Consider the following 22823-nt stretch of genomic DNA (forward strand, 5'->3'; position numbering starts at 1 on the left):
AAAACGTAAAATGGAACACAAAAAAGGACCTGTTTCACAATTTTTGGAAAGTAATTTCTTACATTTTAATGCCGCTTCAACCATAGATGCTGCCAAAGGATATGAGGCGCATTTAGCAGCTGGAGGAAAAATGTTAATCTCATTAGCAGGTGCTATGAGTACCGCTGAGTTAGGTATTTCCCTAGCTGAAATGATTCGACAAGGAAAAGTGGATATCATCAGCTGTACGGGAGCCAACTTGGAAGAGGATATTATGAACTTAGTGGCACATTCGCAATATAAGAGAATACCTAATTATCGCGATTTAACCCCACAAGATGAGCTAGACTTACTTCAAAATAAGTATAACCGCGTAACGGATACTTGTATTCCTGAAGAAGAAGCCTTCCGCAAAATTCAACATCACATTGAAAAAATATGGAAGGATGCTCAAGCTAAGGGCGAGCGTTATTTTCCACACGAATACATGTACCAATTGCTGTTGAGTGGTGTCTTGGAACAAGATTATGAAATAGACCCGAAGAACTCGTGGATGTTAGCCGCTGCAGAGCGTAATTTGCCCATTGTAGTGCCCGGATGGGAAGATTCAACCATGGGGAATATTTTCGCGTCTTATGTGATCAAGAAAGAACTGCAAGCCTCTACAGTAAAAAGTGGTATTGAGTACATGGTTTGGCTTACGGATTTTTACGAAGCAAATGCCGTGGACCAAGGCATTGGATTCTTTCAAATCGGAGGGGGAATTGCCGGAGATTTCTCGATGTGTGTAGCGCCAATGCTCACACAAGACTTGGAAAAAGACAACGTATTAAAATGGAGATACTACTGTCAAATTACTGATTCAACTACTTCCTATGGATCGTATTCGGGTTGTATCCCCAATGAAAAAATAACTTGGGGAAAACTCGATGTTGATACACCTAGTTATGTGATCGAATCAGATGCAACAATTGTTGCTCCCCTTATATTTGCTTGGATATTAGGCAAATAATTTAATTCTTTACCAGTAGTTTGCCCTGTGGTCGAGCTACTGGTTTTTTTGTTTTTCAGGCTTCTTTTTCTAGGTTAGATTAAGCGATTATCACGAAAAAAGGGGTACATTAGTTCTCCACGTTAAAGGAGATAAAAATCATGGCTTTAAAGATTTATCCTGAATATCCTCTCGATGAACTCGAGCAACTCATCATCAATGGCAATAAAGTACCCTATGGGGAATTTTTAATTTATGGCGATTTAGTTCAATCCCTTAGCGAAAGCGAGCACGATTGGTATGTGTGGTATAGCTTGCGCTTGCCTTTTCACGACAATACGAGAATTCAACGGGCAAAAGCAGACGCAGAACTTGACTTCATTATCGTTTCAAGATTTGGCATTATTGTCCTGGAAGTCAAAGGGGGCAACGTAGTCGTGGATCAAGGACGCTTCTGTTTTAAAGATGGCGACCATATGAAATGGCTGCCTCAAAATCCATTTGAGCAAGTAAAAGGCTATAAGTATACGCTAATGAATAAGGTATTTCCGAATTTTAAACACGTGCAATTCTGTGAAGCCGTTGCCTTTCCTACAACTAAAATAGCGATCGAAAATACTATTTATGACAAGAACCTGATATACAGTGATTATACGCGTAAAAACGAGTATCACAATATTGAACGCTTTCTCCTGCATATTTATGACTATACACGTGAGAAATTACAAAGCGTACATCCGATTGCATTTAAGAAATTAAAAGCCAATGACTTGAGCTATATCGTTAACACCTTTAGCCCTAAAGTACAAGACACCAATGTATTCGCATCTCGAAATTCCTATTTGTGGTTGAAAGAGAGAAACTTGGATTATTTGTATTCTTTGGCAGAGAATCCGCGATTGATGATTGAAGGATCTCCAGGAACGGGAAAAACCACGATGGCCATGGCTTATGCGGAGATGCAAGTGGAACGAGAGGGAATCTATCTTTGTTGGAATGCCTTGCTATGTGCCTACAATCAACAGCGATTCAAAGAGCGCAACGTTCGCATCGAATGCATGACGTTCAAACAGCTTATTGCCAACTATCATCCCCATGTGAGTGAAAAGGAAATATACTACTTAAAACCCTTGTCTTGTGCAAAACTCGTAAAGGAAACCCTAGAGCACCTAGAAGAACAAAATCAGCTGCCCGATTACGATTATATGATTATTGACGAAGCACAAGATCTCTTGGATCGAAATTTAGCCTTATTAATCGATAAACTCTGCGGAGATGGCCAAGGATTAACCCAAGGAAACGTGATGTTGTTGTATGACTTAGATCAAAGTTTCTCTTTATTTGGACGGGATGTGACGGAATACGCCTATTTTTTGAAAGACTATTTTACCCATTTCAAACTGCATAAAATAAGGCGTAGCGCCCAAAAATCGCAAATCCGCCAAATTGCAGAACACATCCAAGAATCGCCAGAAGAGTGGGAGGAAATAACGGTGCATCAACAAGAATACGACGAAATTGAATTGCGCTCTTTTGAGGAGGTAGAAGAATTGAAAAACGCAATGGTCACTATTATTGATAATATTACTGATCCGAGTTCTTCGTTAACAGCGGAGGACGTGATCGTTTTGGTACAGAGTAAAGTATGGCAACGCAGAAATAACGTAGCTGATCTGATTGTCGATTTGCAAATGGAAGAACTCACACCAGATAAACTGACCTTAACACCTTCGGTATTGCAATATACAACCGCATTGAAATACAAGGGCTTAGAACGAAAAAATGTGATCTTAATTGTCGATAAACCCGATCAATTTACTCCTTTTGAATGGTATGTGGGGTGCACGCGCGCCATTGATAACCTGAGCATCTGGCAATTGCATACCTACCAAGAACACGAGGAGGAATAAGGAGTTTGCGCAGTTGAAACTGAAAAAAGTACTTTTGTACTTCTACTAAACAAAACCACAGGAGTGTAGCAGAATTAGTAAAAAAGAGAAAACAACAGGTAGAACAAGCCCATATCCTCATATTGGAGGTGGAACTAGGCCCTATTGCATCTTAGGCTAGAGGAATCGTATGTCCTAGGACTTTTTTTTCGCTTTCTGGCGGAGTACATACAGGTATAAGCTTTCCGTTTTTTCTCTTGCCCATGGGGTTTTTCTCAAAAACTTCAAGGAGGAGTTTATACTGGGATCATGGGTGAAACAACGAATATTGATCTCTTTGCTCAAGCCTTCAAAACCTTGATAGTAATCTACTAATTCTTCTAAAATATCCGCGAGCTTCTTCCCGTGTAAAGGATCTTTTGACGTCTCCATAAAACCTGTTTTTATGCAAAGATACTGTTTATTCTCGGGGTGTAAGGGCACACACCTTGTCATTCGAAGCAAATAATAAGAATCATTTAACAGCACTGAGCTTTTTAGATAACTTATATTGAGCTTTTGAAGCAAGTAATTAAACCGTTTTACACCTATTTTTACACCCAGATAAGTTTAACCTAAAAACTAATAGCAGTGAGAAGCAAAGGAATAAATAGACGTGAGCACAAGCGAAAATACGGATGGAAATACGCGAAGCGCATCGGATTTTTTTTTGTTGGAATACTACTATTAACCCCTGTATATATGATGCATCCAAAGTTTGGTAAACGTCCTTCAGGAGAGCGTTTACAGCGAATCAAAGAATCGGTAAACTACAGAGATGGAAAGTTTCAAAACCAGAGTCATACTCCTCAATTAACGCAGGCATTTACTACGGCTTTATACGATTATTTATTTGGTAAATCCAAGGAGAGTAAGCCAAAGGGAAGTGTACCAACAAAAGAAGTAGATTGGGAGATCCTACAAGGGGAAGCGCCTCAATTGGTTTGGTTTGGTCATTCTTCTTATTTGTTGCAACTAGAAGGGCAAGTGCTTTTAGTTGATCCAGTATTGAGCGGAAGTGCTTCTCCAATTCCCGGTGGAACCAGAGCATTTAAAGGAACAGACATTGTTCGTCCAGCGGATTTACCCGCTATTGATGTGCTGTTTATCACCCATGATCACTACGATCACATGGATTACCAAACACTAAAAGCAATCAAAGATAAAGTAAAATACGTCATTTGCGGATTAGGAGTAGGGGAGCACTTGGAGTATTGGGGGTATCGTCCACAACAGATTATTGAAAGAGATTGGTGGGAAACAGTGCAATTGGACAACGGTTTCAAAGTTACATTAGCGCCAGCGCGTCACTTCTCAGGGCGAAGTATTTTCGCAGCTAATACCCTATGGACTTCTTTTGTATTGGAGGGTAGAAAACAAAAAATATTTATAGGTGGTGATAGTGGATATGATACACATTTTAAAGAAATTGGCGACAAATTTGGTCCGTTTGACTTGGCCATTTTAGAAAATGGACAATATGATCACAGTTGGAAATACATCCACATGATGCCCGAAGAAGTGGTTCAAGCTGCCAAAGATCTGCAAGCGGGTGTTTTATTTCCTGTGCATTCCGCTAAATTTGTACTGGCGAATCACGCGTGGACCGAACCGTTAACACGTATTACACAAGCTTGTCTTAAAGAAAATATGCCTTTGATTACACCTATGATCGGAGAAAGTGTTAATTTAGAGACAATGGACGGTCAGCCAACCTATTGGTGGAGAAATTAGTTTGAAGATGACACAATCAGTTGATTTATTTGGCATTCAGTTAGCCTGTTATACCCAAAGTAAAAAAGCGGGGGAACAGTTGGTGAAAGAGCACGGCATTTCCTATTTGATTTCTGGAGAGTTAGAGGCCTTTGATGGTAAAACAACGTATTACTACCGAAAAGGTGATATTATTGTCTACCGAAAAAATAGCTTAATTCGATTTGTCAAGTACCCCTATAAAGAAGAGGTGTTTCAGGCTATTTCTGTGGTATTGGATGAGGAGTTGCTCCAAGAATTTGCGTTGAACAAAGGGTATAAACCCGAAATAAAAGCCACTGCTAATTTGCTGCGCTTAGAACCAAACGATTTATTACAAGATTATTTTACAACCTTAAAAGGGTGGTTTACCCATGAACTCGCTGATAGGGAGTTGATCAATCTCAAAAAGAAAGAATTGATTTACTTGTTGTTGCACCACAATCCCAACCTTCAACATCTGCTTTTTCACTTTGGACAACCAGGAAAAGTTGATTTAGAAAGTTATATGAATCTTCATTTTCGCTTTAATATTCCTCTTGTTGAGTTTGCTTTTCTCACTGGGAGAAGCCTAGCAACCTTCAAACGCGATTTTGAAAAAATATTTCACCAGTCTCCCAATAAATGGTTAGTCAATAGGCGATTGGAGGAATCGTATTATTTGCTGGAACAAAAAAAAATGAAAGTAAAAGACGTGTATATGGAAGTTGGTTTTGAGAGCCTTTCTCACTTTTCCCATGCCTTTAAGCAGCGATTTGGCGTGAATCCTTCCAAACTATAACAAGGGGGCATCGGTATTGCTCTTCCTTAATTGGTTTAGGATAAAATGGCTACAGTATTAAAAGATACGAAAATATTTTGTGTATAAAGCTGTTATGTATCATCTCTTTACAAAAAAAAGAAGCGGAACTTTAACTAAACAAAATAGAAAGCTATGAAACAAAGAGTGCCCGTATCACAAATTATGACAAAGGTATTAATCGCCGTACCTCCTACAAAAAAAATAAGCGAAGTAAATCAACTATTTACCGATTATAAGATTCGACATATTCCCGTTGTAGAAGGTGAGCAGCTGGTGGGGATTATTTCGAGCAATGATATTTTAAAAATCGGATATAGTACGGCAGAAATGGATGCTGAAGCGATTAACGCGATTTATGACGCTTATCAATTAGAAGATATTATGACCGCTAACCCCATCGTAGTAGACGATGAAACAACAATTAAAGAAGTAGCCGAATTATTAGTTAACCAACAATTCCACTCCTTACCCGTGGTAGATAAAAACAAAACCTTGGTTGGAATTGTTACAACAACAGACCTCATTAATTATTTAATCGCACAGTATTAATCGTAGATGAGTTTAGCTTTTTAGCCTTTTATTCTCCGAATAAAAGGCTTTTTTTTGTTCAAAACTGTACCTTTGTACCTAAACCAAGATAAGTGAAAATGAATTCTTTTGTTGCTTTAGACTTTGAAACTGCCAATCAGCATAGAAGTAGTGTCTGTAGTGTTGGATTGGTCTTTGTTGAAGACAGACAAATCGTTGATAAATACTACGAATTAATAAAACCGACACCCAATTTTTATAGCTATTGGAATACCAAAGTGCACGGCTTAACGCAAAAGGATACAGCTCAAGCAGCAGAATTTCCTGAATTGTGGGAGTATTTGCTCGACCGCATTAAAGACTTGCCTCTTGTTGCGCACAATAGTGCTTTTGATCAAAGTTGCCTCAAAGCCGTGTTAGCGAGCTACAATTTGCCAGTTCACCAAAATCCGTTTTATTGTACTTTTCGCACATCTAAGCGTCTATTTCCGTCATTACCCAATCACAAGCTCGATACGGTATCCCAATACTTGGGATTCAAATTGGACAACCACCACCATGCGCTAGCTGATGCTGAAGCTTGTGCACACATCGCTTTGCACGTGTTTTAGTTGAATAGATTCAAGTATGTTGGCAGACGCCACTATACTTGAATCTATTCATGTACCTACCAATCAACGAGATATAGACAAATTAGTTGTCTAATTGCAACAAAATTGTCGTTCCTTGTTTGGGATTAGAGTGGATTTGTAAAACTGCGTCAATGAGCTCTGCTCGTTCTTTCATATTCGTTAAACCTATCCCGCGATGGATCGACTTCCCAATTCCTAAACCATTGTCTTTAACTTCAAAATAAAGGTGATAGGCATCTGTATATACCCTTAACTGACAGCTGCTCGCCTGGGCGTGCTTGTTGACATTTTGAAAAGCTTCTTGAATAATCTGATAAATATTAACTTTTTGAAGGGTAGTTAGTTGTTCTAAACACAATTGGTTTTCAATAGAAAAAGAAAAAACGGTTTTGTTTTTATTCTTTTGTTTGTTCACTAATTCACTTAATAAATTCTCAAACGACTTGTTTTGGAATCGATTTTTCTGCGAAAAGGAATGTGAAATCTCTCGAATGGTATTTTCTAAATTTACCAATTCATCGACCAACATACTCTTTAGTGTTTTATTGGGTATTTCGAGTAATTGAGTATTAAAACGCAAAGTGAATATGCTGTTGATTACCCCATCGTGTAAGTCTTTAGCAATTCGATTTCGCTCTTTTAAAATGGTGTCATTCTCAATCGTATTATTCTCAATTAGCAAGTTTAAAATTCGCTCGTTTTTAGATTTTTCGCTATTGGTGTGAATCAGTTCCCTATTCTTAGATTTTAGTCTAAACCAAAGTAAGAAAAACAGCAAACTGCCGATAACAATAAATGCGCTGAGGTAGATTAGGTATATTTTTTGCTTTAAAGTTTCATTTTCTTGTTCCAACAAGAATGAATTGTATTCAATTTTGGCAAATTTCCCTTTGGTTTCCAAATGAGTATCCTCTAATAGCGCAGAGAGGTCGACAAATTCTTTGATTAGTTCTGCCGTTTGTTGATCGGCGTGGAAGAGTAGGAGCTTTTGTAGAATCGCTTTCTTTTTGGTGTACAAATTGTTTTCATCGGTCAAGTCGTACGCTTTTTTTAACCAGTGTAACGATGCTGCGCGTTGGCCTAAGTCCAGGTAGATATCGGCAATATGACCACAAATATCCACGGAGTAAAACGGGTGATTGAGCTTGTTGTATATCTCGTATGATTCTAATAGACGGGCAATAATATCCTCTTCTTTACCTTGTTGATAACGGGTGAGGTGATAGGTCGTATGAAGGTGGGCAAATAGTTGTTTGGGTGCACTACTTTTGTGATAGTATTCAAGGGCTTGTAAAGCAAAGGTTTCTGCCTTTTCTAATTGATTGAGCTCTTCGTAATACAACGCTATATTACCCAATAAGTTAGACATCGCCATATTGTACTTTTTTTCTGGTAAAGTTGCATAGCGACCTTCGTCTTTTTTCAGCGTTTCATAGGTATCTAGCATCGTCTGAAGGGCTTGAGGATTGTTGAAAAGATCTGTTGTATAAAAGGTCTTCAACTGATTAGCCTCAATGTGAATCGGGTGATCAGGTGTTTTTTTAAGTAGCTTTAGTGCTTGATATAACTTGTTTTCTGACTCTTTGTGGAATCCTACTTCATACAACAATCTGGCTTGGTAATAGATGTTTTCAGCTAGGCCCAAACTATCCCCGCTTTTTCCATAAAAGCGCTCTGCCTTTAAGTAATACGCATAAACGCTATCGAGTTGTTGATTGTCGTGATAAAAAACGGCAATGTTTTCGTAAATATCAGCCAAACGCGTATAGTCTTTTTGTTTTACAGCCTGTCTTTCGGCAAGATCTGAAAGCGCAAAGAACGCGTTGGTATTACTGCTCCAACGCATGCGATCGAGCAAGCGGTCAACCTCTTCGCGTGGTTGATCTTTTGACTGAAGTAGTGCTGCTACAGCAGCTTCGTATTTTTTTGAAATGCTGTCCTTTTGAACAGTTGTTCGCTTAAAGGCATAAAGATTGTCTAAATCGGTTTGGTGTTGGCTCTGCTTATGCTGACAGCTACTGCTTAGTAGCAACAAAGACGATACAAGTAAATATAGTGAGTACAGTAGCTTCTTATAAGTCATATAAAATTGTTGTTGTTGTTGTTGTTTACATTTCCTTAGGCAATTGAATGGTCACTTGGGTATACTGTCCCAATTGAGACTCAATAATCAAATGTCCATGGTGGAGATTGATTATCTTCCAGGCTAAAGATAAGCCTAATCCTGTTCCTTGAATAGGCAAAGCATTGGAAGATCGATAGAAAGGCAAGGTTAGTTTTTCCAAGTCTTCTGCTGTAATACCTATGCCATAATCTTTGATTTGGATGATAATAGCGGTAGACGTAGTATCAAGAATGAGATCGACTGGTTGATTAAAAGAGAATTTATCGGCATTTAGAATCACATTGGATAGGGCTAAACTCAACAGTTGTTGATTGCCCTTTATGTGGAGCTTATGCAGTTCTTCCGCAGTTTTAACCACAAAATTTAGCTTTAAATCTTTGTGGTGTATCAGTAAGCTATCAGTGGTTTGCCACCAAAAGTGCTCAAAATCAAGCGTGGAGAAGTTGTGGTTGTTTTGATCTAACTTTGCTAATGTCAGCAGGTTGTTTATAATTTGATCGGTGTAAATTGTATCTTGAATGATGGACTGAAGCGTTTCTTTATACTCCTTTTGGGAGCGGTCTTGGCTTAAAGCAATTTCAGCTGTCCCTAGAATTGCTGCTATCGGTGTTTTAAGTTCGTGTGAGGCGTGAGCAATAAAAGCCTTTTGGTTTTCAAAGGATTCGTGTAAGCGCTCGAATAAGGTATTAATAGCTTCGCTCAACGATCGTATTTCATCTTTAGACATCTCAGCAGTAGAAAGAGGCTCTGCTAAAGTATCTACATTTCTAGATTGAACGTGATTAATGATATTTTTGATAGGGTGTAAAAACGATTCTGCAAACAGGCGCGAGAGCATAAAGGTGATGAATAGTGCAATCAATAAGCTAATCAACATGATGGAGCGCAACTGTTTTAAGGCATCGAGTCCCGTTTGATCAACGGCCTTTGCCATGACAATATAATTGCCAGAATTATCCTTATACAAGACTCCAAAAACATATTCATCTCCTTGTTTAAACCACACTTTGTTTTCATCGACGACGGCTTGTAGAATATCTTTGTTCCACTTTAGGTCTTCTTCAGCAATGAAAATTGGATTGAAGTCAAGGGTGTAAATGCGTATTTGTTCTTTGGGAAGTGTGCGGGGAAATTTGCGCAAAACTTCTTGAAACTCGGTAAAAGTAAAGTTGTCTTCGGCTAAATAGTTGTGTCCCACTATATAAGCTCGATCTTCCAATTGCTTGAAAAAGTTTTTTTGCCAGTGATTCGCCACTACGACGTAAATCGCAATAAGTACAATAGAAAGTAGAATGGCAAATAAACCAATGAATTGAAGAGATAAGCGGGTGCGAATTTTCATTACAACTAGTTTTTACAAGTGATCTTGGTTGATGGTTTCATTTGCGGAGGCCATGGCTTTTTCCTTGACCCTGGACTACTCTTTGCTTAGCAAAACGACATATTGCGCCCATAAAGGTATTTTATTATTTAGAATAAAGAAAGGAAGTCTGCCTTGTTATTTGCAAATGTTTTTTCGTATGAGCAAAAAATTAAGATATAAATAGGGGAAGGAGAACCGCTTGCAGTAAAATATATCCCAAACAATAACGCTTGTTTTTTCGTTACTAAGCAAGCAAATCAATAGGAGGAAAATGAATGTACCAAAAAAAAGACCACTATACTGTTGTATATGTGGTCTACTTTATTCCTTTGTCAAGCTGTGGATAACAGCCTAATGATGTCTTTATTTTTTCCAGCGCACTTCTTGTGCTTCGTATTCATCCTGTTCCGCAACGAATATTTTAAAGCGCACTTCATAGTCTTCAGGTACATAGATTACGATTGGCATTCTTCCGTTGTAACGCGTTGTTTCGGGTTGACTTGATACGTATAAATGGCGTTTTGGAGCATCAGGACACCCCATTTGGGTAGCAGCTACATCTCCTTTCGATTCAAATACATAGTAGTCATACCCCCAACCTTGTAAGTCTTTTTTCTCTAATGTTCCCATTAATCCGTAGTGGTTACAACCATCGACTTCCATCATTTTACCTACAGTAAACTCAATCTTCTTGGAGTTATCTAGTTTTGAATGTGGTACTTCAATAACCATTTGTTTATATCCTTTTTCTGGTTTTGGAAAAATAGATACATCCACTTTTTGTGCTAAAGCTCCTGTAGTAAGACCTAAAAACACAACCAATAATCCAATTGCTTTTTTCATGCTATTTATTTTTTTAAAAAATTGCTTGGTTAAAGTTACATCTTTCGAGGAATATAAGTATAGTTTTAATAAAAGATTAAAGTTTGAGCGGTAAAAGAAGTGAATATCCATACTGAATTAGGTGTTCAAAAAGTAAAATATGCTGCTTGTATATTCACTGTTAAAAGCGTTTTCTGTACTGACTTGGTGTTAAGCCGAGTAGTTTTTTTACGTAGCGAGTAAAAAAAGATCGACTCGAAAATTCCATTTTGTCAGCGATTTCAGAAATAGTTAGGGTTTTGTCATTCAATAGTTTCGTAATTAAATCTTCAGTATAGCGTTTGATCCATTCAGAGGCAGTGATCCCTGTGTTTACCGTACAGATATGATTCAGGTGTTTAGCTGTAATACATAACCTATCGCTGTAAAACTGCACACTTCTTTGGGTGATACAGTGTTTTTCAACTAGTTCAATAAATCGAATATAGTGTGTGCCACTTTGAAAATTGCTTTCTTGTTTGCTTAATTCTCCCTCAAAAATATGCCACATTTCCAACAAAAATAGTTGCATATGAAGATTTAATACTTTCTGATAAAAGTGATGCGTGGTGTCTAATGATTTAGCATAAAGGGTTTTAAAACTCGAGATAATCCTCTTTTCGTCTTGGGCGGAAGGGTGAAGGATAGGGTATTCTTTGGCGTATAGGATGCTTTTTATTTTGCGGTTAACGCTTGGGGTGTTTTCTAGGACCAAAGTTCTGGAAATCAATAAGATTGTGGCGTTGAAATCTGCCGAAAACGTCAAGAACTCAATGGATTGCTCCGCTAGCCAAAAAGCAAATTCTCCTTGCCGACAGTGGTATTGCTGCTTGTTGAATACAAAGTGCATACTCCCTTCGTTGCAATACAAATGCAGGTGATAATGGATGCGAAAGTATGGAGGAACCGATAAAGACGCATTCGCTTGGTAGAGGATGACTGCTTTTTTCTCATCTATTTTTTTAAACATAGCGTATTTTGTGTTAAAAATACGTAATATTTGACATTATTAGCGTTATTGGTGTAGGATTATTTCCTATAAATAGAACTATGTTTGTATAACACGGCAGAATAAGTAGATGTAGCCGTACTATTACTAGCTATTTCAGAGGCGTGCATTCTTCATTTTTTGCCTTTTGAAGCAGATAGAACAGCAAAGTAAAACGCCACTACACCGTGGTTTCCCTGAGATAGAGTCAAAAAAAAGTACGCAAGTTGCGTAAAAAAATATAAAGAGTTTAGAAAAAGATCGCATTTATAGCCAATACTTACCATTTTGGCATAAATAATGTAGTATAATAATCGAATAATATAAATTGTAATGTTATGAAAAATAGCCAAAAAATGAGATTTGAAAACAAAGTTGTATTTATTACAGGAGCAGGAGGAGGTATCGGACGTGAAACAGCTTTGGCATTCGCTAGAGAAGGTGCAAGTGTTGTTGCCACAGATATTTCCGAAAAAGCCAATCAAGAAACGGCAAAGTTGATTGAAGATGAAGGAGGAAAAGTACTCGCTGTAACGGTTGACGTAACGGATTCAAAGAGTATTCAAGAAGCTTTAAACCAAACTATTGCAAAATATGGGAAGCTAGATTTTGCTTTCAACAATGCAGGAGTAGAGAACAAAGTAGAACCGCTACATGAAGTGGACGAAGAAGAATTTAAACGCGTTGTAAATATTGATTTAACCGGTGTGTTTTTGTGTATGAAGTACCAATTGCCACTACTGTTGAAAAATGGGAGCGGATCTATTGTCAATACAGCATCCATTGCAGGAGTAACTGGATTCACTGGAGGTGCTAGTTATGGTGCAGCAAAACACGGGGTCATCGGTTTAACAAAAACAGCAGCGTTAGACTACGCAGCTAAAGGAATACGCGTCAACGCAATTTGTCCGAGTGTAGTTGAAACAGAAATGATTAAGCGCTATAATAAAGACGGAAGTATGGACGCCTTAAAAGCCAACCTACCTATTGGGCGATTTGGTCGTGTAGAGGAAATCGCGGCGGCAGTGTTGTGGTTGTGTTCAGACGAAAGTGAATTTATTGTAGGACAATCGCTAATTTTAGATGGTGGACAGTTAGCTGGATTCTAAGGTATACCAGACCAATATAAATACCAAAGTACAAATGCACGCCGCATTTGTACTTTGTGTTTTTATAAGATTATATGGAAGTCTACGTGGCGTATATGGCTTAGCTGATATAATTCCAAATACTAGTATTTTGATTCAATCGATGTAATTTCTCTTTAATCTTATTGTTCTCTGGGTGTTCCAATGTGGGGTCTTCTTTGAGTAATTGTATGGCTTGATGTCTGGCGTAATGTAAAATCTCCTGATCCTGTACGATATCAGCAATTTTTAGGGGGAGTGTTCCACTTTGTTGCGTACCCATAATATTACCAGGGCCACGAAGTTTGAGGTCGACTTCTGAGATCTCAAAACCATCATTGGTGCGGCACATGGTTTCCATGCGTATTTTACTGTCATTACTCAATTTATCTCCTGTCATCAGGATACAGAAACTCTGTTCTGCTCCTCGTCCTACGCGACCTCGTAATTGGTGTAATTGAGATAGTCCAAATCGCTCTGCGCTTTCAATAATCATCACCGAGGCATTGGGCACATTTACCCCCACTTCAATCACCGTTGTAGCCACCATAATATTGGTTTCTCCTTTGGCGAATCGATCCATTTCTCTGTCTTTTTCGGCAGGAGTCATTTGGCCGTGTACGATACTTACACTGTATTGCGGAAGGGGGAAATCTCGTGATATTCCCTCGTAGCCCTCCATTAAGTTTTTATAGTCCAGGGTTTCGCTTTCTTCAATTAGAGGATAAACAATATAGACTTGTCGGCCTTTGGCAATTTCTTGCTTGATGAAGTGCCACACGGCAAGGCGTTTTCCCTCGAAATAGTGCATGGTTTGAATGGGTTTTCGCCCCGGAGGAAGCTCATCAATCACCGAGATGTCCAAATCGCCGTACAGGCTCATGGCTAAGGTACGGGGAATAGGTGTAGCGGTCATCACCAAAATATGAGGGGGGATGGTGTTTTTCTTCCAAAGTTTAGAGCGTTGTTCCACCCCAAATCGATGCTGTTCGTCAATAATGGCTAAGCCCAAATTCTTAAAGATTACTTTGTCTTCAAAAAGGGCATGTGTACCGATGAGGATGTGCAAACTTCCCTCTTCTAAGTCGTGATGAATCACTCGACGTTCTGCTGTTTTAGTAGAACCCGTAAGTAATTTCACCTGTATGCCCAAGGGAGCCGCCAGTTCAGAAATACCGATAAAGTGTTGGGTGGCTAAGATTTCAGTTGGCGCTACGATACACGCCTGAAAACCATTGTCTAAAGCGAATAGTGTACTAATAAACGCAACGATGGTTTTTCCTGAGCCAACATCCCCTTGTAGCAAGCGATTCATCTGTGCAGGCGCTCCTACGTCATTGCGGATTTCTTTAATCACCCTTTTTTGGGCATTGGTCAAAGGAAAGGGCAGATGATGGTTGTAAAACGCATTGAAATAATCGCCTACATGTGTAAAAGGAAAGCCTTTAATCTTGCCCTTACGCGCAATATTTTTAATCAAGAGTTGCATTTGAATGTAGAACAACTCTTCGAATTTTAAGCGAAACTGAGCTTTGTTGAGCTCGTTGGGGTTTTTGGGGAAGTGTATGTTAACCATGGCTTGATTCATTGGCATTAACCCCAATTTACTGCGCATGGCTTCGGGTAGTGAATCGCGAAATAAAGGATAGGTTTCCTGTACCAATTGGTGCATGAGTTTATTCATTGCTTTATTGGTGATACGACTGCCCAATTTTTCTGTGGAGGGATAGACCGCTTGCATGGTTGACGCCAAGTTATTTTGGTGTTCCTCTAGGGTTTCCATTTCTGGGTGAGGCATAGAGTAGGTGTAGTTGAAATGATTCAGCTTACCAAAAATAACGTAAGGAGCGTTGAGTTTTATATTTTCTTTGATCCACTTGAATCCTTGAAACCATACAATCTCCAATTGACCTGTCCCGTCTGTAAAGGTCGCAACTAAGCGAGTTCCCCTTTTTTGTTCGACCGTTTTTAGGTGGATGATTTTACCGATTAGCTGTACTTCTGCTAAGGTAGTTGTCAGTTCATTGATCTTGTAATAACGCGTGCGATCAATATATCGATTTGGATATAGATGTAGTAAATCACTGTACTTAAAAATACCTAGTTCTTTTTTGAGTAAGTCACCGCGCTGAGGACCAACCCCTTTCAAGTATTCAATCGGTGTGTCAAGTAAGTTATTGTACATGGTTGTAATCAAATCAAATTAAAAGTCCTAAGATACGGGTTTTTGAGGGAATAGGTCAAGGGGTTTTTGAGAGAATGCTTCGCAATTTTGCAACGCATTTGCCTTGTATTCATTCTGCACTAGGTAGGAAAAGAGGAGTAGCTGAGGTTTACCGGTTAAAAAGTTGTAATTTAGAGAAAGACTTAAGGTAGATTAAGTAAAAGAGGGTAAAACAGTTGTATTTTTACCTGTAAAGAAAAATAAACGTATAAAACCAGATAGATTATGTCAAATGTAGATTTAGTTATTGAAGAAAGAGCTGCGAGTATTGGTAATTTTCTTGTGGGAAGATTGCTTCCTTTCCGCCAAAAGCGTACGGTAGGTCCCTTTGCTTTTATTGATCATATGGGTCCAGTAGCAGTTAAAGATCACGATAATTTAGATGTTGACCCACATCCTCATATTGGTTTATCCACATTAACCTATCTCTTTGAGGGGTCGATTATGCACCGAGATAGTTTGGGAAGTCACGTAGAGATTACGCCAGGTGCGGTGAATTGGATGACGGCGGGACGCGGTGTCGTTCATTCTGAGCGTATGCCTGTCAATGTTCGCCAAGAACGACCGGATATGGTGATGCATGGCTTACAAATTTGGATTGCCTTGCCCAAAGAGTTGGAAGAAATTGAACCGTCATTCGTACATATAGAGGCAAAGGAATTGCCGAGTTGGCAAGAAAATGGGGTAGACTATAAGCTTATTGCAGGAAAAGCCTTAGGATATGAGTCACCTGTTCCCGTACACAGCCCTTTATACTATATAGAAATCAAGTCTAAAGATGCAGCAAAAATTAATATTGGCGCAGGCTTATTCGGAGAATCAGCTTTATACATTCTCGAAGGGGAAGTAAAAAGCGGGGAGCATACCTATGGTAATAAGAATATTTTAATTGCCAATGACAGTACGCTGTGTGAATTTGAAATGGCTGCCAATACAACCGTATATATCTTTGGAGGAGAGCCATTGCCAGAAGAGCGCTACATTCTATGGAACTTTGTTTCGCATGATGTAGATCGCCTTGAAAAAGCAAAACAAGATTGGATTGATCAAAATCACGAGGCTTTTCCACTAATTGAAGGAGATGACACCACCTATGTTCCATTTCCAGACGGAATGAAAAATTTTAGAAACAAAACAGTAGATTCATCAAAATAAAACTATGGAAGTAAGAGTAATTGCTACATTAGGCACCACTTTATATCAAACCGAAGTAAAAGCGGGAAAACACAGGATCATTAGCGATGAACCTCTTGATTTAGGAGGAGGGGATACGGGTTTAAACCCGTTTGAATTATTGGCCTCATCGCTGGCTACGTGTACAGCAGCTACGCTGCGCATGTATATGGATATGAAAAAATGGAGTGTGGATAAAATTGTAGTTACTGTTGAGATGGAAGATGATAAACCCAATAAAGTAGCCAACTTTAAACGCAACATTGAGTTCGTAGGAGGGACTTTAGATGAGGATCAGAAAAAACGCCTCTTGACAATAGCAGAAAAATGTCCAGTTCACCGAATAATAACCGGTAATGTTGCAATTGCAACAGCCATAAAAAACGAAGCACACATGGAAATAAAACACGAACAAACCCCAACCAAAGGCGCGTTTACCGCTTGGATTGACGGAAAAAAAGCAGGAGAAATGACTTATAGCGTGGCTGGCGAGTCGATGATTATTGTCGATGCCACCCATGTAGATGAAGCATTTAAAGGCCAAGGCGTAGGAGGAAAGTTACTACACGAGGGCGTAATCCCATTTGCCCGTGAGAAAAAAGTAAAAGTAATGCCGTTGTGCCCTTTTGTTAAAGCGATGTTTGACAGACATGAAGAGCTGTCTGATATTCGTGCATAAGCGAGGAAGAAATACAAATAATTGATCGAAAAGACTTAGTAGACAAAATTAGGAGGCAAGAGGCTCCTTTGTCTGCTAAGTTTTTTTACCTTTGCACTAAGTTTAACTGCTATAAATATTGCTTTATGAATGAAAAAACATCATTTGGTTTATGTTCAACGATTGAAGTGCCTTTTGCTATTCAAGCAATGGGGAGTTGTTGGTCTAAGAAGGGCTTATTAGTAGCAAACTACGTATGTACAGATGCGGAAGACCCTACGACATTTGAATTGGTTTATACCTTGATCGATGAAGAGGGCAATCGACGAGAAATTGTCGAGTCAGAAGGGGTGTTACCTACGTTGTTCTTAAATCCTCTAGCAACTAATTTTGTGGCTGTTATGGGGGATAAAGATGAAACAGCATCTCGCGAAATTCTCCCCGTTTTTAAACGTGAAAAAACAGGACATTTCTGTTTTGATAAAGATTTGGCTGGACGATTTGTAGGCTGTACCAAGGCATCTACCATTTTTTATGAGGTTGACATCTGGAAGGAAAGCAAACAAGACGTGATGACTTGTCTTACCTTTCAAGAAAATGATATTTTAGGCGGAAAACAAATTACAGTACCTATGCCCAAAGGGAATAAGGTTTGTGTGCAAAACAATGAAATTCATCTTATTACAGAGGTGGAATCAGGGTGGTTACACCGCCAAATTAACGAAAGCGGCCAAGAAATACGCAGTCGTGTATTGGAGTTTGACTTTCCGTTTGTACACGAAGCACTGTCGCTGTCTTTCGATACAAAATCGTATTTGTTGTGTGAAGAAAATGGAGAAATTGGCTTGGTTGAAATCGACGAAGAAGGCAATTGTCTCTATGGAGATTTATACAACTTGGGCGATGAATTCTTCGGTACATGGCACCCACAACACCTAAATGAGCAAACAAGTGCTATACAATTTACAACAGAACACGGCAATGGTTGGCTAGTTATCCGTCAGGATCAATTGGTGGAATTAGTGTACAACAAAAATAAAAGTGGCTATAAAAACTTGCTCTCAGGTGAGGTTTTTTCGCTGGAAACAAATGATTTAGCCGTTTCGTCGATTAGTCCAATCACAGAAAATAAAATAGGAATCGTCTTCCATCCACGCAAATCTAGAAAGGAAAAATACCAGAAGATTTATGTGTTGCAACACGAGGTTGTATAGTTGACGCTTTGTTTTTTTACGCTTTGTTTTTTGTACCTGTTATCCATGACAAGGTCACTTGTCGATCGTTTATTTTCTTCACAAAAAACCGTTAACTTTTCTGTTTTTTCTGTCAATTCCTCTACTTTTGGAAACTTGAGTAAAATGTAGAGATATAAGAAAACTATGAGTATAAGTTTAGCTACGTGGAATGTAGATCCAGAGATTTTTAGAATCGGCGATTTTGCCATTCGTTATTACGGTGTGTTATTTGCAGTTGGTATGATTTTGAGCTATCAACTGATGAAGCGCCTTTTCACCAATGAGCAGATTGCAATTAAATATTTGGATAAACTACTGATTTATATTGCGATAGGAACTGTTGTAGGAGCTCGATTAGGACATTGTTTATTTTATGATTTTGACTATTACGCTCAACATCCGCTAGAGATTATCTTGCCGATTGCCCAGGTAGATGGGAGCTATCACTTTGTAGGATTTATGGGGTTAGCAAGTCATGGTGGGGCGATTGGTGTACTGCTAAGTTTAGCTTTGTTCTGCAGAAAATACAAGGTCAATCTCTTGCAATTACTCGATCGACTAGTGATTGCGATTCCTATTACTGGTGCCTTCATCCGATTTGGAAATTTTATGAATTCGGAAATTTACGGCAAACCCACAGCTAGTATTTTTGGTGTTGTATTTTTACGCGATGACAATTTAGCGCGACATCCCACTCAATTGTATGAAGCTTTTGCCTATTTAACGGTAACTATTTTACTCTATGTTTTATATCAAAAGAAATATGCAACATACAAAGGCTTGCTCTTTGGACTCTTTCTGATTTTGATGTTTACGGCTCGCTTTATTTTGGAGTATTTCAAGGAGAATCAAGTGGCTTTCGAAGAGGGTATGGTGCTGAATATGGGGCAAATTTTGAGTATCCCTTTTATGGTTGTTGGACTTTTGTTAGTTGTTTGGAGTCTGAGACAGCCCAAAGACCATTCAAATTTAAGAATAAATGAAGAAAATGCTTCTACAAATATTGAGGCGAGAACGGAAGAATAAGACTACATAAAAAACCTTTTAACCCCTGTTAAAAGGTTTTTTTGTGCACGTTACTTAATGTAGGTTAAGCCCTCTAATGGATTAGATGTTGTAACTTTATACTGTACTTAAAAACAAGAAGTTATGGAAATAGGAATCAGTATGTTTGGAGATTTGCGTCTGAATAAACAGACCAATACATATCAAGCTCCACAACAGCGTTTAGGCGAATTGATAGAAGAAATAAAACTGATGGATGAAGTAGGCTTGGATGTTTTCGGAATTGGAGAGCACCACCGTCCGGATTATGCGGTCTCAACACCGGATATTATTTTGGCAGCTGCAGCTAGTGTGACCCAACATATCAAGTTAACTAGTGCTGTAACGGTTTTGAGTTCTAACGATCCTGTTCGTGTGTATCAATCATTTTCAACGATTGATTTACTGTCAAAAGGAAGAGCAGAGATCACGGTGGGACGCGGGAGTTTTATAGAGTCATTTCCTCTATTTGGGTATAATTTGGAGGATTATAACGAATTGTTTACAGAAAAATTAAATCTCTTATTGAATATTAATGCAACGGAAGAACCACTGACCTGGACGGGTAAACACCGCGCGTCTTTACAGGGGCAACAAGTATTTCCACGAGCAGAAAAACCCATGGCTGTTTGGATTGCAGCTGGAGGAACACCTGAATCGGTTTTGCGTGCCGCTAAATTAGGCTTGCCTTTGGTCTTTGCAATTATTGGAGGAATGCCTGAACAATACAAGCCTTTCTTCGACTATTACAAAGCGGAGTATCTTGCAGCAGGACACGATCCTAATGCGATGCAAATAGCTACGCATTCACATGGTTTACTAGGAGCAGACGGCAATCAACTGTCCAAAGCATATTTTGATTTATACAAAGGACAAATGGACCGCATTGGAGCATCTAGAGGATGGCAACCCTATACCTATGAGCAATACGAAGGCGGTAGAAGTAAAGACGGAGCTTTATTTATTGGAGATGCCAACCAAGTCATTGACAAAATCTTGTATCATCAAGAGATGTTTGGTTTAACGCGTTGGTTGATGCACATGGATTTAGGGGCACCTGATCATCAAACGATGATGAAGTCCATTGAATTATTGGGTACAAAAGTAGCCCCTGCTGTAAAAAAAGCACTAAAACAGTAAAAAATACAGGCGTAAATAGTTAATTTTGTTTTTTATAGATTATTTGGTTGAAAGAGATTGAGGTATTCAATCTCTTTTTCCGTTTTAAACCCATAAGATGATGATATATATAGAAACAGAACGCCTAGTGTTGAGGCAGTATAAACCGACAGATGAAGCTGATTTTATCCGTTTGTTTCAAGATCCCCTAGTCATGCGTTATTTTTTAGAAGCAAAGACCACAGCAGAAGCACAAGCTAGCTTTGTCAAGTTTCAGCGTCTTATTGCGGAAAATGGCTATGGTGTTTTTGCCGTAGAGGAGAAGGCAAGTCAACAGTTTATTGGGTTTATCGGATTAAATCGCTTTGAATTTGACGTTGACTTTGCTCCTGCAATAGAAATTGCCTGGCGTTTATTACCAGAGTTTTGGAACAAAGGCTATGCAACAGAAGGCGCCAAGGCGTGTTTGGATTTTGCTAAAAATCAACTGAAACTCGATCAGGTATATGCCTTTACAACGGTATCCAATACCCCCTCTGAGCAGGTGATGATCAAATGTGGTATGACCTATGTAAAGAATTTTAACCACCCTTTAGTTCCGAAGGAGCATCCTCTTTTAGACCATCGTCTTTATGTGATTTAGTTTGTGATCAACATATACAAAAGCAAAGAGCGCTACAAGCGCTCTTTACTTTTATTAACCTATGCTTTGGTTTTTGAGATTTCTTTTACTAAGATATAGCGAATGGAAGGCGCATCAGCAGGTGGGTTTGGAACATCTTCTCTGCGTACTTCCAATTTGTAGTTGTATCCTTCTTCGTATTGAAAACCTTCGATAGAAGTGTAGAACAAGGTCCACTCGCCATCTTCTGTTTCTTTTACTTGTAAACACTTCATTGGACCAACGCCTGTACAATCTACTTGTTTAGGGCCAATGAACATGGTTACAATGTCTTCTGCTTCTTTTGTTTCAGGAGCTTCTGTTGTATTTAGTGTTTCTTCTACACTTACTTCTTCAACAGCGTCTTTTTTTTGTTCTTTTGTGCCTTGGCAACTAGCAAAAGCGAACATTCCTGCTAAACTGGCAATTAAAAGTGTTTTTTTCATGGTAATTAAAATTTTTATGTAAAAATACGGTTTTTTACCGGGATACCCGTGTTTTTTTTGTTAAAAGGGAGGTGAGGGTTTATTGAGGTTTTTTTTGGGTTTTGTTCGAGTCTCCTTCGAGTTTTCTTCGCTAAATGAGCCTTTATCCTTTATAAACTCAGAGAACAGTCGAAGAACTTACGAACAAATGTCCTTTTGTAATTTATGAGGCGTTGATTATCAGTGTGTATGCATGTTGTTTTAGGATGCTTTGCAACAAATAAGAAAGAGAGAGGCTAAAAAGGAAGGAGGAGATATATGGCAAGTAAAAAAAGAGTAGGTAAGGTAGGAGGGAATGATGGGGAATCACTCGTTTTTTACTTCTATATGTTCTATCTCTTTTCCCAATTGACAAGGATTTAACGAGATGTTTACGTTATCAATTAAAGTACTTTCCCTACTAAAATATTAGTTTAATTACTTATATTTGCGTTTATTTTAAAACTAAAAACCGTATTAAAATCTAGATAATGAGTTTAGACGAAAAATTTCATGACGATATGGGAGATAACCACATTGCTTCTAGCGATGCGACTCCATTAAGAAGTGATGCGTTTGATCGCACAGACGAAGAAAAGATCGAATTAATTAAGAAAGACGTTGAGAGCATTTTAAACACGTTGGGGTTAGATTTAACAGATGACAGTTTAAAAGGGACGCCTAATCGCGTAGCGAAGATGTTTGTTAAAGAGATTTTTGGAGGTTTAAATCCAGCGAAAAAACCAAGTTCATCTACGTTTGACAACAAGTACAAGTACAATGAAATGTTAGTAGAGAAGAATATTGTGGTATATTCTACTTGTGAACATCACTTATTGCCTATCGTTGGACGTGCTCACGTAGCTTATATTTCTAATGGTACGGTTGTTGGTTTATCGAAAATGAACCGCATCGTTGATTTTTATGCAAAGCGACCACAAGTACAAGAGCGTTTAACAATTCAGATTGTAAATGAATTAAAACGCGTATTGAATACAGAAGATGTTGCCTGTGTGATGGATGCGAAGCATTTATGTGTAAATTCACGTGGAATTAAGGACATCGAAAGTAGTACAGTTACGGCTGAATTCGGTGGGCGTTTCAAAGAAGAAAGTGTGAGAAAAGAATTCTTAGATTATATTAAATTAGATACACAATTCTAATCGTAT

The 22823-nt window shown here is 38.6% G+C and carries 21 protein-coding genes; 14 read left to right on the plus strand and 7 right to left on the minus strand.

From position 1 onward, the window contains the following. The first annotated feature begins 10 nt into the window (after positions 1 to 10). Positions 11 to 991, plus strand: coding sequence for a deoxyhypusine synthase family protein (locus HX062_RS11635; RefSeq protein ID WP_286467533.1), 981 nt, complete (start codon positions 11 to 13; stop codon positions 989 to 991). 140 nt (positions 992 to 1131) lie between these two features. After that, entirely contained in the window at positions 1132 to 2880 is a 1749-nt protein-coding gene (locus HX062_RS11640) for a nuclease-related domain-containing DEAD/DEAH box helicase (RefSeq protein WP_286467534.1), read from the plus strand. Positions 2881 to 3054: 174 nt separating this feature from the next. On the opposite strand, the gene HX062_RS11645 is transcribed toward HX062_RS11640, so the two are convergent. Next, positions 3055 to 3291 (minus strand): VF530 family protein, encoded by a 237-nt coding sequence (locus HX062_RS11645; RefSeq protein ID WP_182626680.1) that lies wholly within the window; start codon positions 3289 to 3291, stop codon positions 3055 to 3057. A gap of 198 nt (positions 3292 to 3489) precedes the next feature. On the opposite strand from HX062_RS11645, the gene HX062_RS11650 reads away from it, so the two are divergent. The 4 genes from HX062_RS11650 (at position 3490) to HX062_RS11665 (ending at position 6591) form a co-directional block, all read left to right on the plus strand. Beyond that, entirely contained in the window at positions 3490 to 4632 is a 1143-nt protein-coding gene (locus HX062_RS11650; RefSeq protein ID WP_353620075.1) for an MBL fold metallo-hydrolase, read from the plus strand. A gap of 7 nt (positions 4633 to 4639) precedes the next feature. Continuing rightward, positions 4640 to 5431: a helix-turn-helix domain-containing protein gene (locus HX062_RS11655; RefSeq protein WP_286467535.1), complete on the plus strand. Its 792-nt coding sequence runs from the start codon at positions 4640 to 4642 to the stop codon at positions 5429 to 5431. A 153-nt stretch (positions 5432 to 5584) separates the two neighbouring features. Further along, positions 5585 to 6001 carry a CBS domain-containing protein gene (locus tag HX062_RS11660; RefSeq protein WP_182626679.1) on the plus strand — a complete coding sequence of 139 codons (417 nt, stop codon included), beginning with the start codon at positions 5585 to 5587 and terminating at the stop codon, positions 5999 to 6001. A 98-nt stretch (positions 6002 to 6099) separates the two neighbouring features. Beyond that, positions 6100 to 6591, plus strand: a complete 492-nt coding sequence (locus tag HX062_RS11665; RefSeq protein ID WP_182626716.1) for a 3'-5' exonuclease — start codon at positions 6100 to 6102, stop codon at positions 6589 to 6591. A gap of 82 nt (positions 6592 to 6673) precedes the next feature. On the opposite strand, the gene HX062_RS11670 is transcribed toward HX062_RS11665, so the two are convergent. From HX062_RS11670 to HX062_RS11685, 4 genes are all read right to left on the minus strand, one after another. Beyond that, positions 6674 to 8695, minus strand: coding sequence for a tetratricopeptide repeat-containing sensor histidine kinase (locus tag HX062_RS11670; protein WP_286467537.1), 2022 nt, complete (start codon positions 8693 to 8695; stop codon positions 6674 to 6676). Positions 8696 to 8720: 25 nt separating this feature from the next. Continuing rightward, positions 8721 to 10079 carry a sensor histidine kinase gene (locus HX062_RS11675; protein ID WP_286467538.1) on the minus strand — a complete coding sequence of 453 codons (1359 nt, stop codon included), beginning with the start codon at positions 10077 to 10079 and terminating at the stop codon, positions 8721 to 8723. A gap of 384 nt (positions 10080 to 10463) precedes the next feature. After that, positions 10464 to 10943: an ecotin gene (locus HX062_RS11680; protein ID WP_286467539.1), complete on the minus strand. Its 480-nt coding sequence runs from the start codon at positions 10941 to 10943 to the stop codon at positions 10464 to 10466. A 160-nt stretch (positions 10944 to 11103) separates the two neighbouring features. Continuing rightward, complete coding sequence (locus tag HX062_RS11685; RefSeq protein ID WP_286467540.1) at positions 11104 to 11931, minus strand: helix-turn-helix domain-containing protein; 828 nt, start codon at positions 11929 to 11931, stop codon at positions 11104 to 11106. 374 nt (positions 11932 to 12305) lie between these two features. Between HX062_RS11685 and HX062_RS11690 the strand changes: the two genes are divergently transcribed. Beyond that, positions 12306 to 13058 carry an SDR family oxidoreductase gene (locus HX062_RS11690; protein ID WP_220497663.1) on the plus strand — a complete coding sequence of 251 codons (753 nt, stop codon included), beginning with the start codon at positions 12306 to 12308 and terminating at the stop codon, positions 13056 to 13058. A 100-nt stretch (positions 13059 to 13158) separates the two neighbouring features. Here HX062_RS11690 and recG read toward each other — a convergent pair whose 3' ends face one another. Beyond that, a complete protein-coding gene (gene recG, locus HX062_RS11695) occupies positions 13159 to 15261 on the minus strand; it encodes an ATP-dependent DNA helicase RecG (protein WP_286467542.1) in 2103 nt (700 codons plus the stop codon). A 264-nt stretch (positions 15262 to 15525) separates the two neighbouring features. On the opposite strand from recG, the gene HX062_RS11700 reads away from it, so the two are divergent. The 6 genes from HX062_RS11700 (at position 15526) to HX062_RS11730 (ending at position 21172) form a co-directional block, all read left to right on the plus strand. Next, entirely contained in the window at positions 15526 to 16455 is a 930-nt protein-coding gene (locus HX062_RS11700; protein ID WP_286467543.1) for a pirin family protein, read from the plus strand. Between the two features lie 4 nt (positions 16456 to 16459). Then, positions 16460 to 17152: an N-acetyltransferase gene (locus tag HX062_RS16250; protein ID WP_430530284.1), complete on the plus strand. Its 693-nt coding sequence runs from the start codon at positions 16460 to 16462 to the stop codon at positions 17150 to 17152. A 125-nt stretch (positions 17153 to 17277) separates the two neighbouring features. Beyond that, positions 17278 to 18345, plus strand: a complete 1068-nt coding sequence (locus tag HX062_RS11715; RefSeq protein ID WP_182626671.1) for a hypothetical protein — start codon at positions 17278 to 17280, stop codon at positions 18343 to 18345. Between the two features lie 165 nt (positions 18346 to 18510). Continuing rightward, complete coding sequence (lgt, locus tag HX062_RS11720) at positions 18511 to 19392, plus strand: prolipoprotein diacylglyceryl transferase (RefSeq protein ID WP_286467544.1); 882 nt, start codon at positions 18511 to 18513, stop codon at positions 19390 to 19392. 123 nt (positions 19393 to 19515) lie between these two features. Then, positions 19516 to 20550, plus strand: coding sequence for an LLM class flavin-dependent oxidoreductase (locus tag HX062_RS11725; protein WP_182626669.1), 1035 nt, complete (start codon positions 19516 to 19518; stop codon positions 20548 to 20550). A 97-nt stretch (positions 20551 to 20647) separates the two neighbouring features. Then, the gene (locus HX062_RS11730; RefSeq protein ID WP_220497662.1) at positions 20648 to 21172 is read left to right on the plus strand and encodes a GNAT family N-acetyltransferase; all 525 of its coding nucleotides are present in this window, start codon (positions 20648 to 20650) and stop codon (positions 21170 to 21172) included. Positions 21173 to 21231: 59 nt separating this feature from the next. On the opposite strand, the gene HX062_RS11735 is transcribed toward HX062_RS11730, so the two are convergent. Next, positions 21232 to 21636: a DUF4377 domain-containing protein gene (locus HX062_RS11735; protein WP_182626668.1), complete on the minus strand. Its 405-nt coding sequence runs from the start codon at positions 21634 to 21636 to the stop codon at positions 21232 to 21234. A 509-nt stretch (positions 21637 to 22145) separates the two neighbouring features. Here HX062_RS11735 and folE point away from each other — a divergent pair. Beyond that, positions 22146 to 22817 (plus strand): GTP cyclohydrolase I FolE, encoded by a 672-nt coding sequence (gene folE, locus HX062_RS11740; protein WP_182626667.1) that lies wholly within the window; start codon positions 22146 to 22148, stop codon positions 22815 to 22817. The last annotated feature ends 6 nt before the right edge of the window (positions 22818 to 22823 follow it).

The sequence above is a fragment of the Myroides sp. DF42-4-2 genome (assembly GCF_030326445.1).
Taxonomy (GTDB): Bacteria; Bacteroidota; Bacteroidia; order Flavobacteriales; family Flavobacteriaceae; genus Flavobacterium.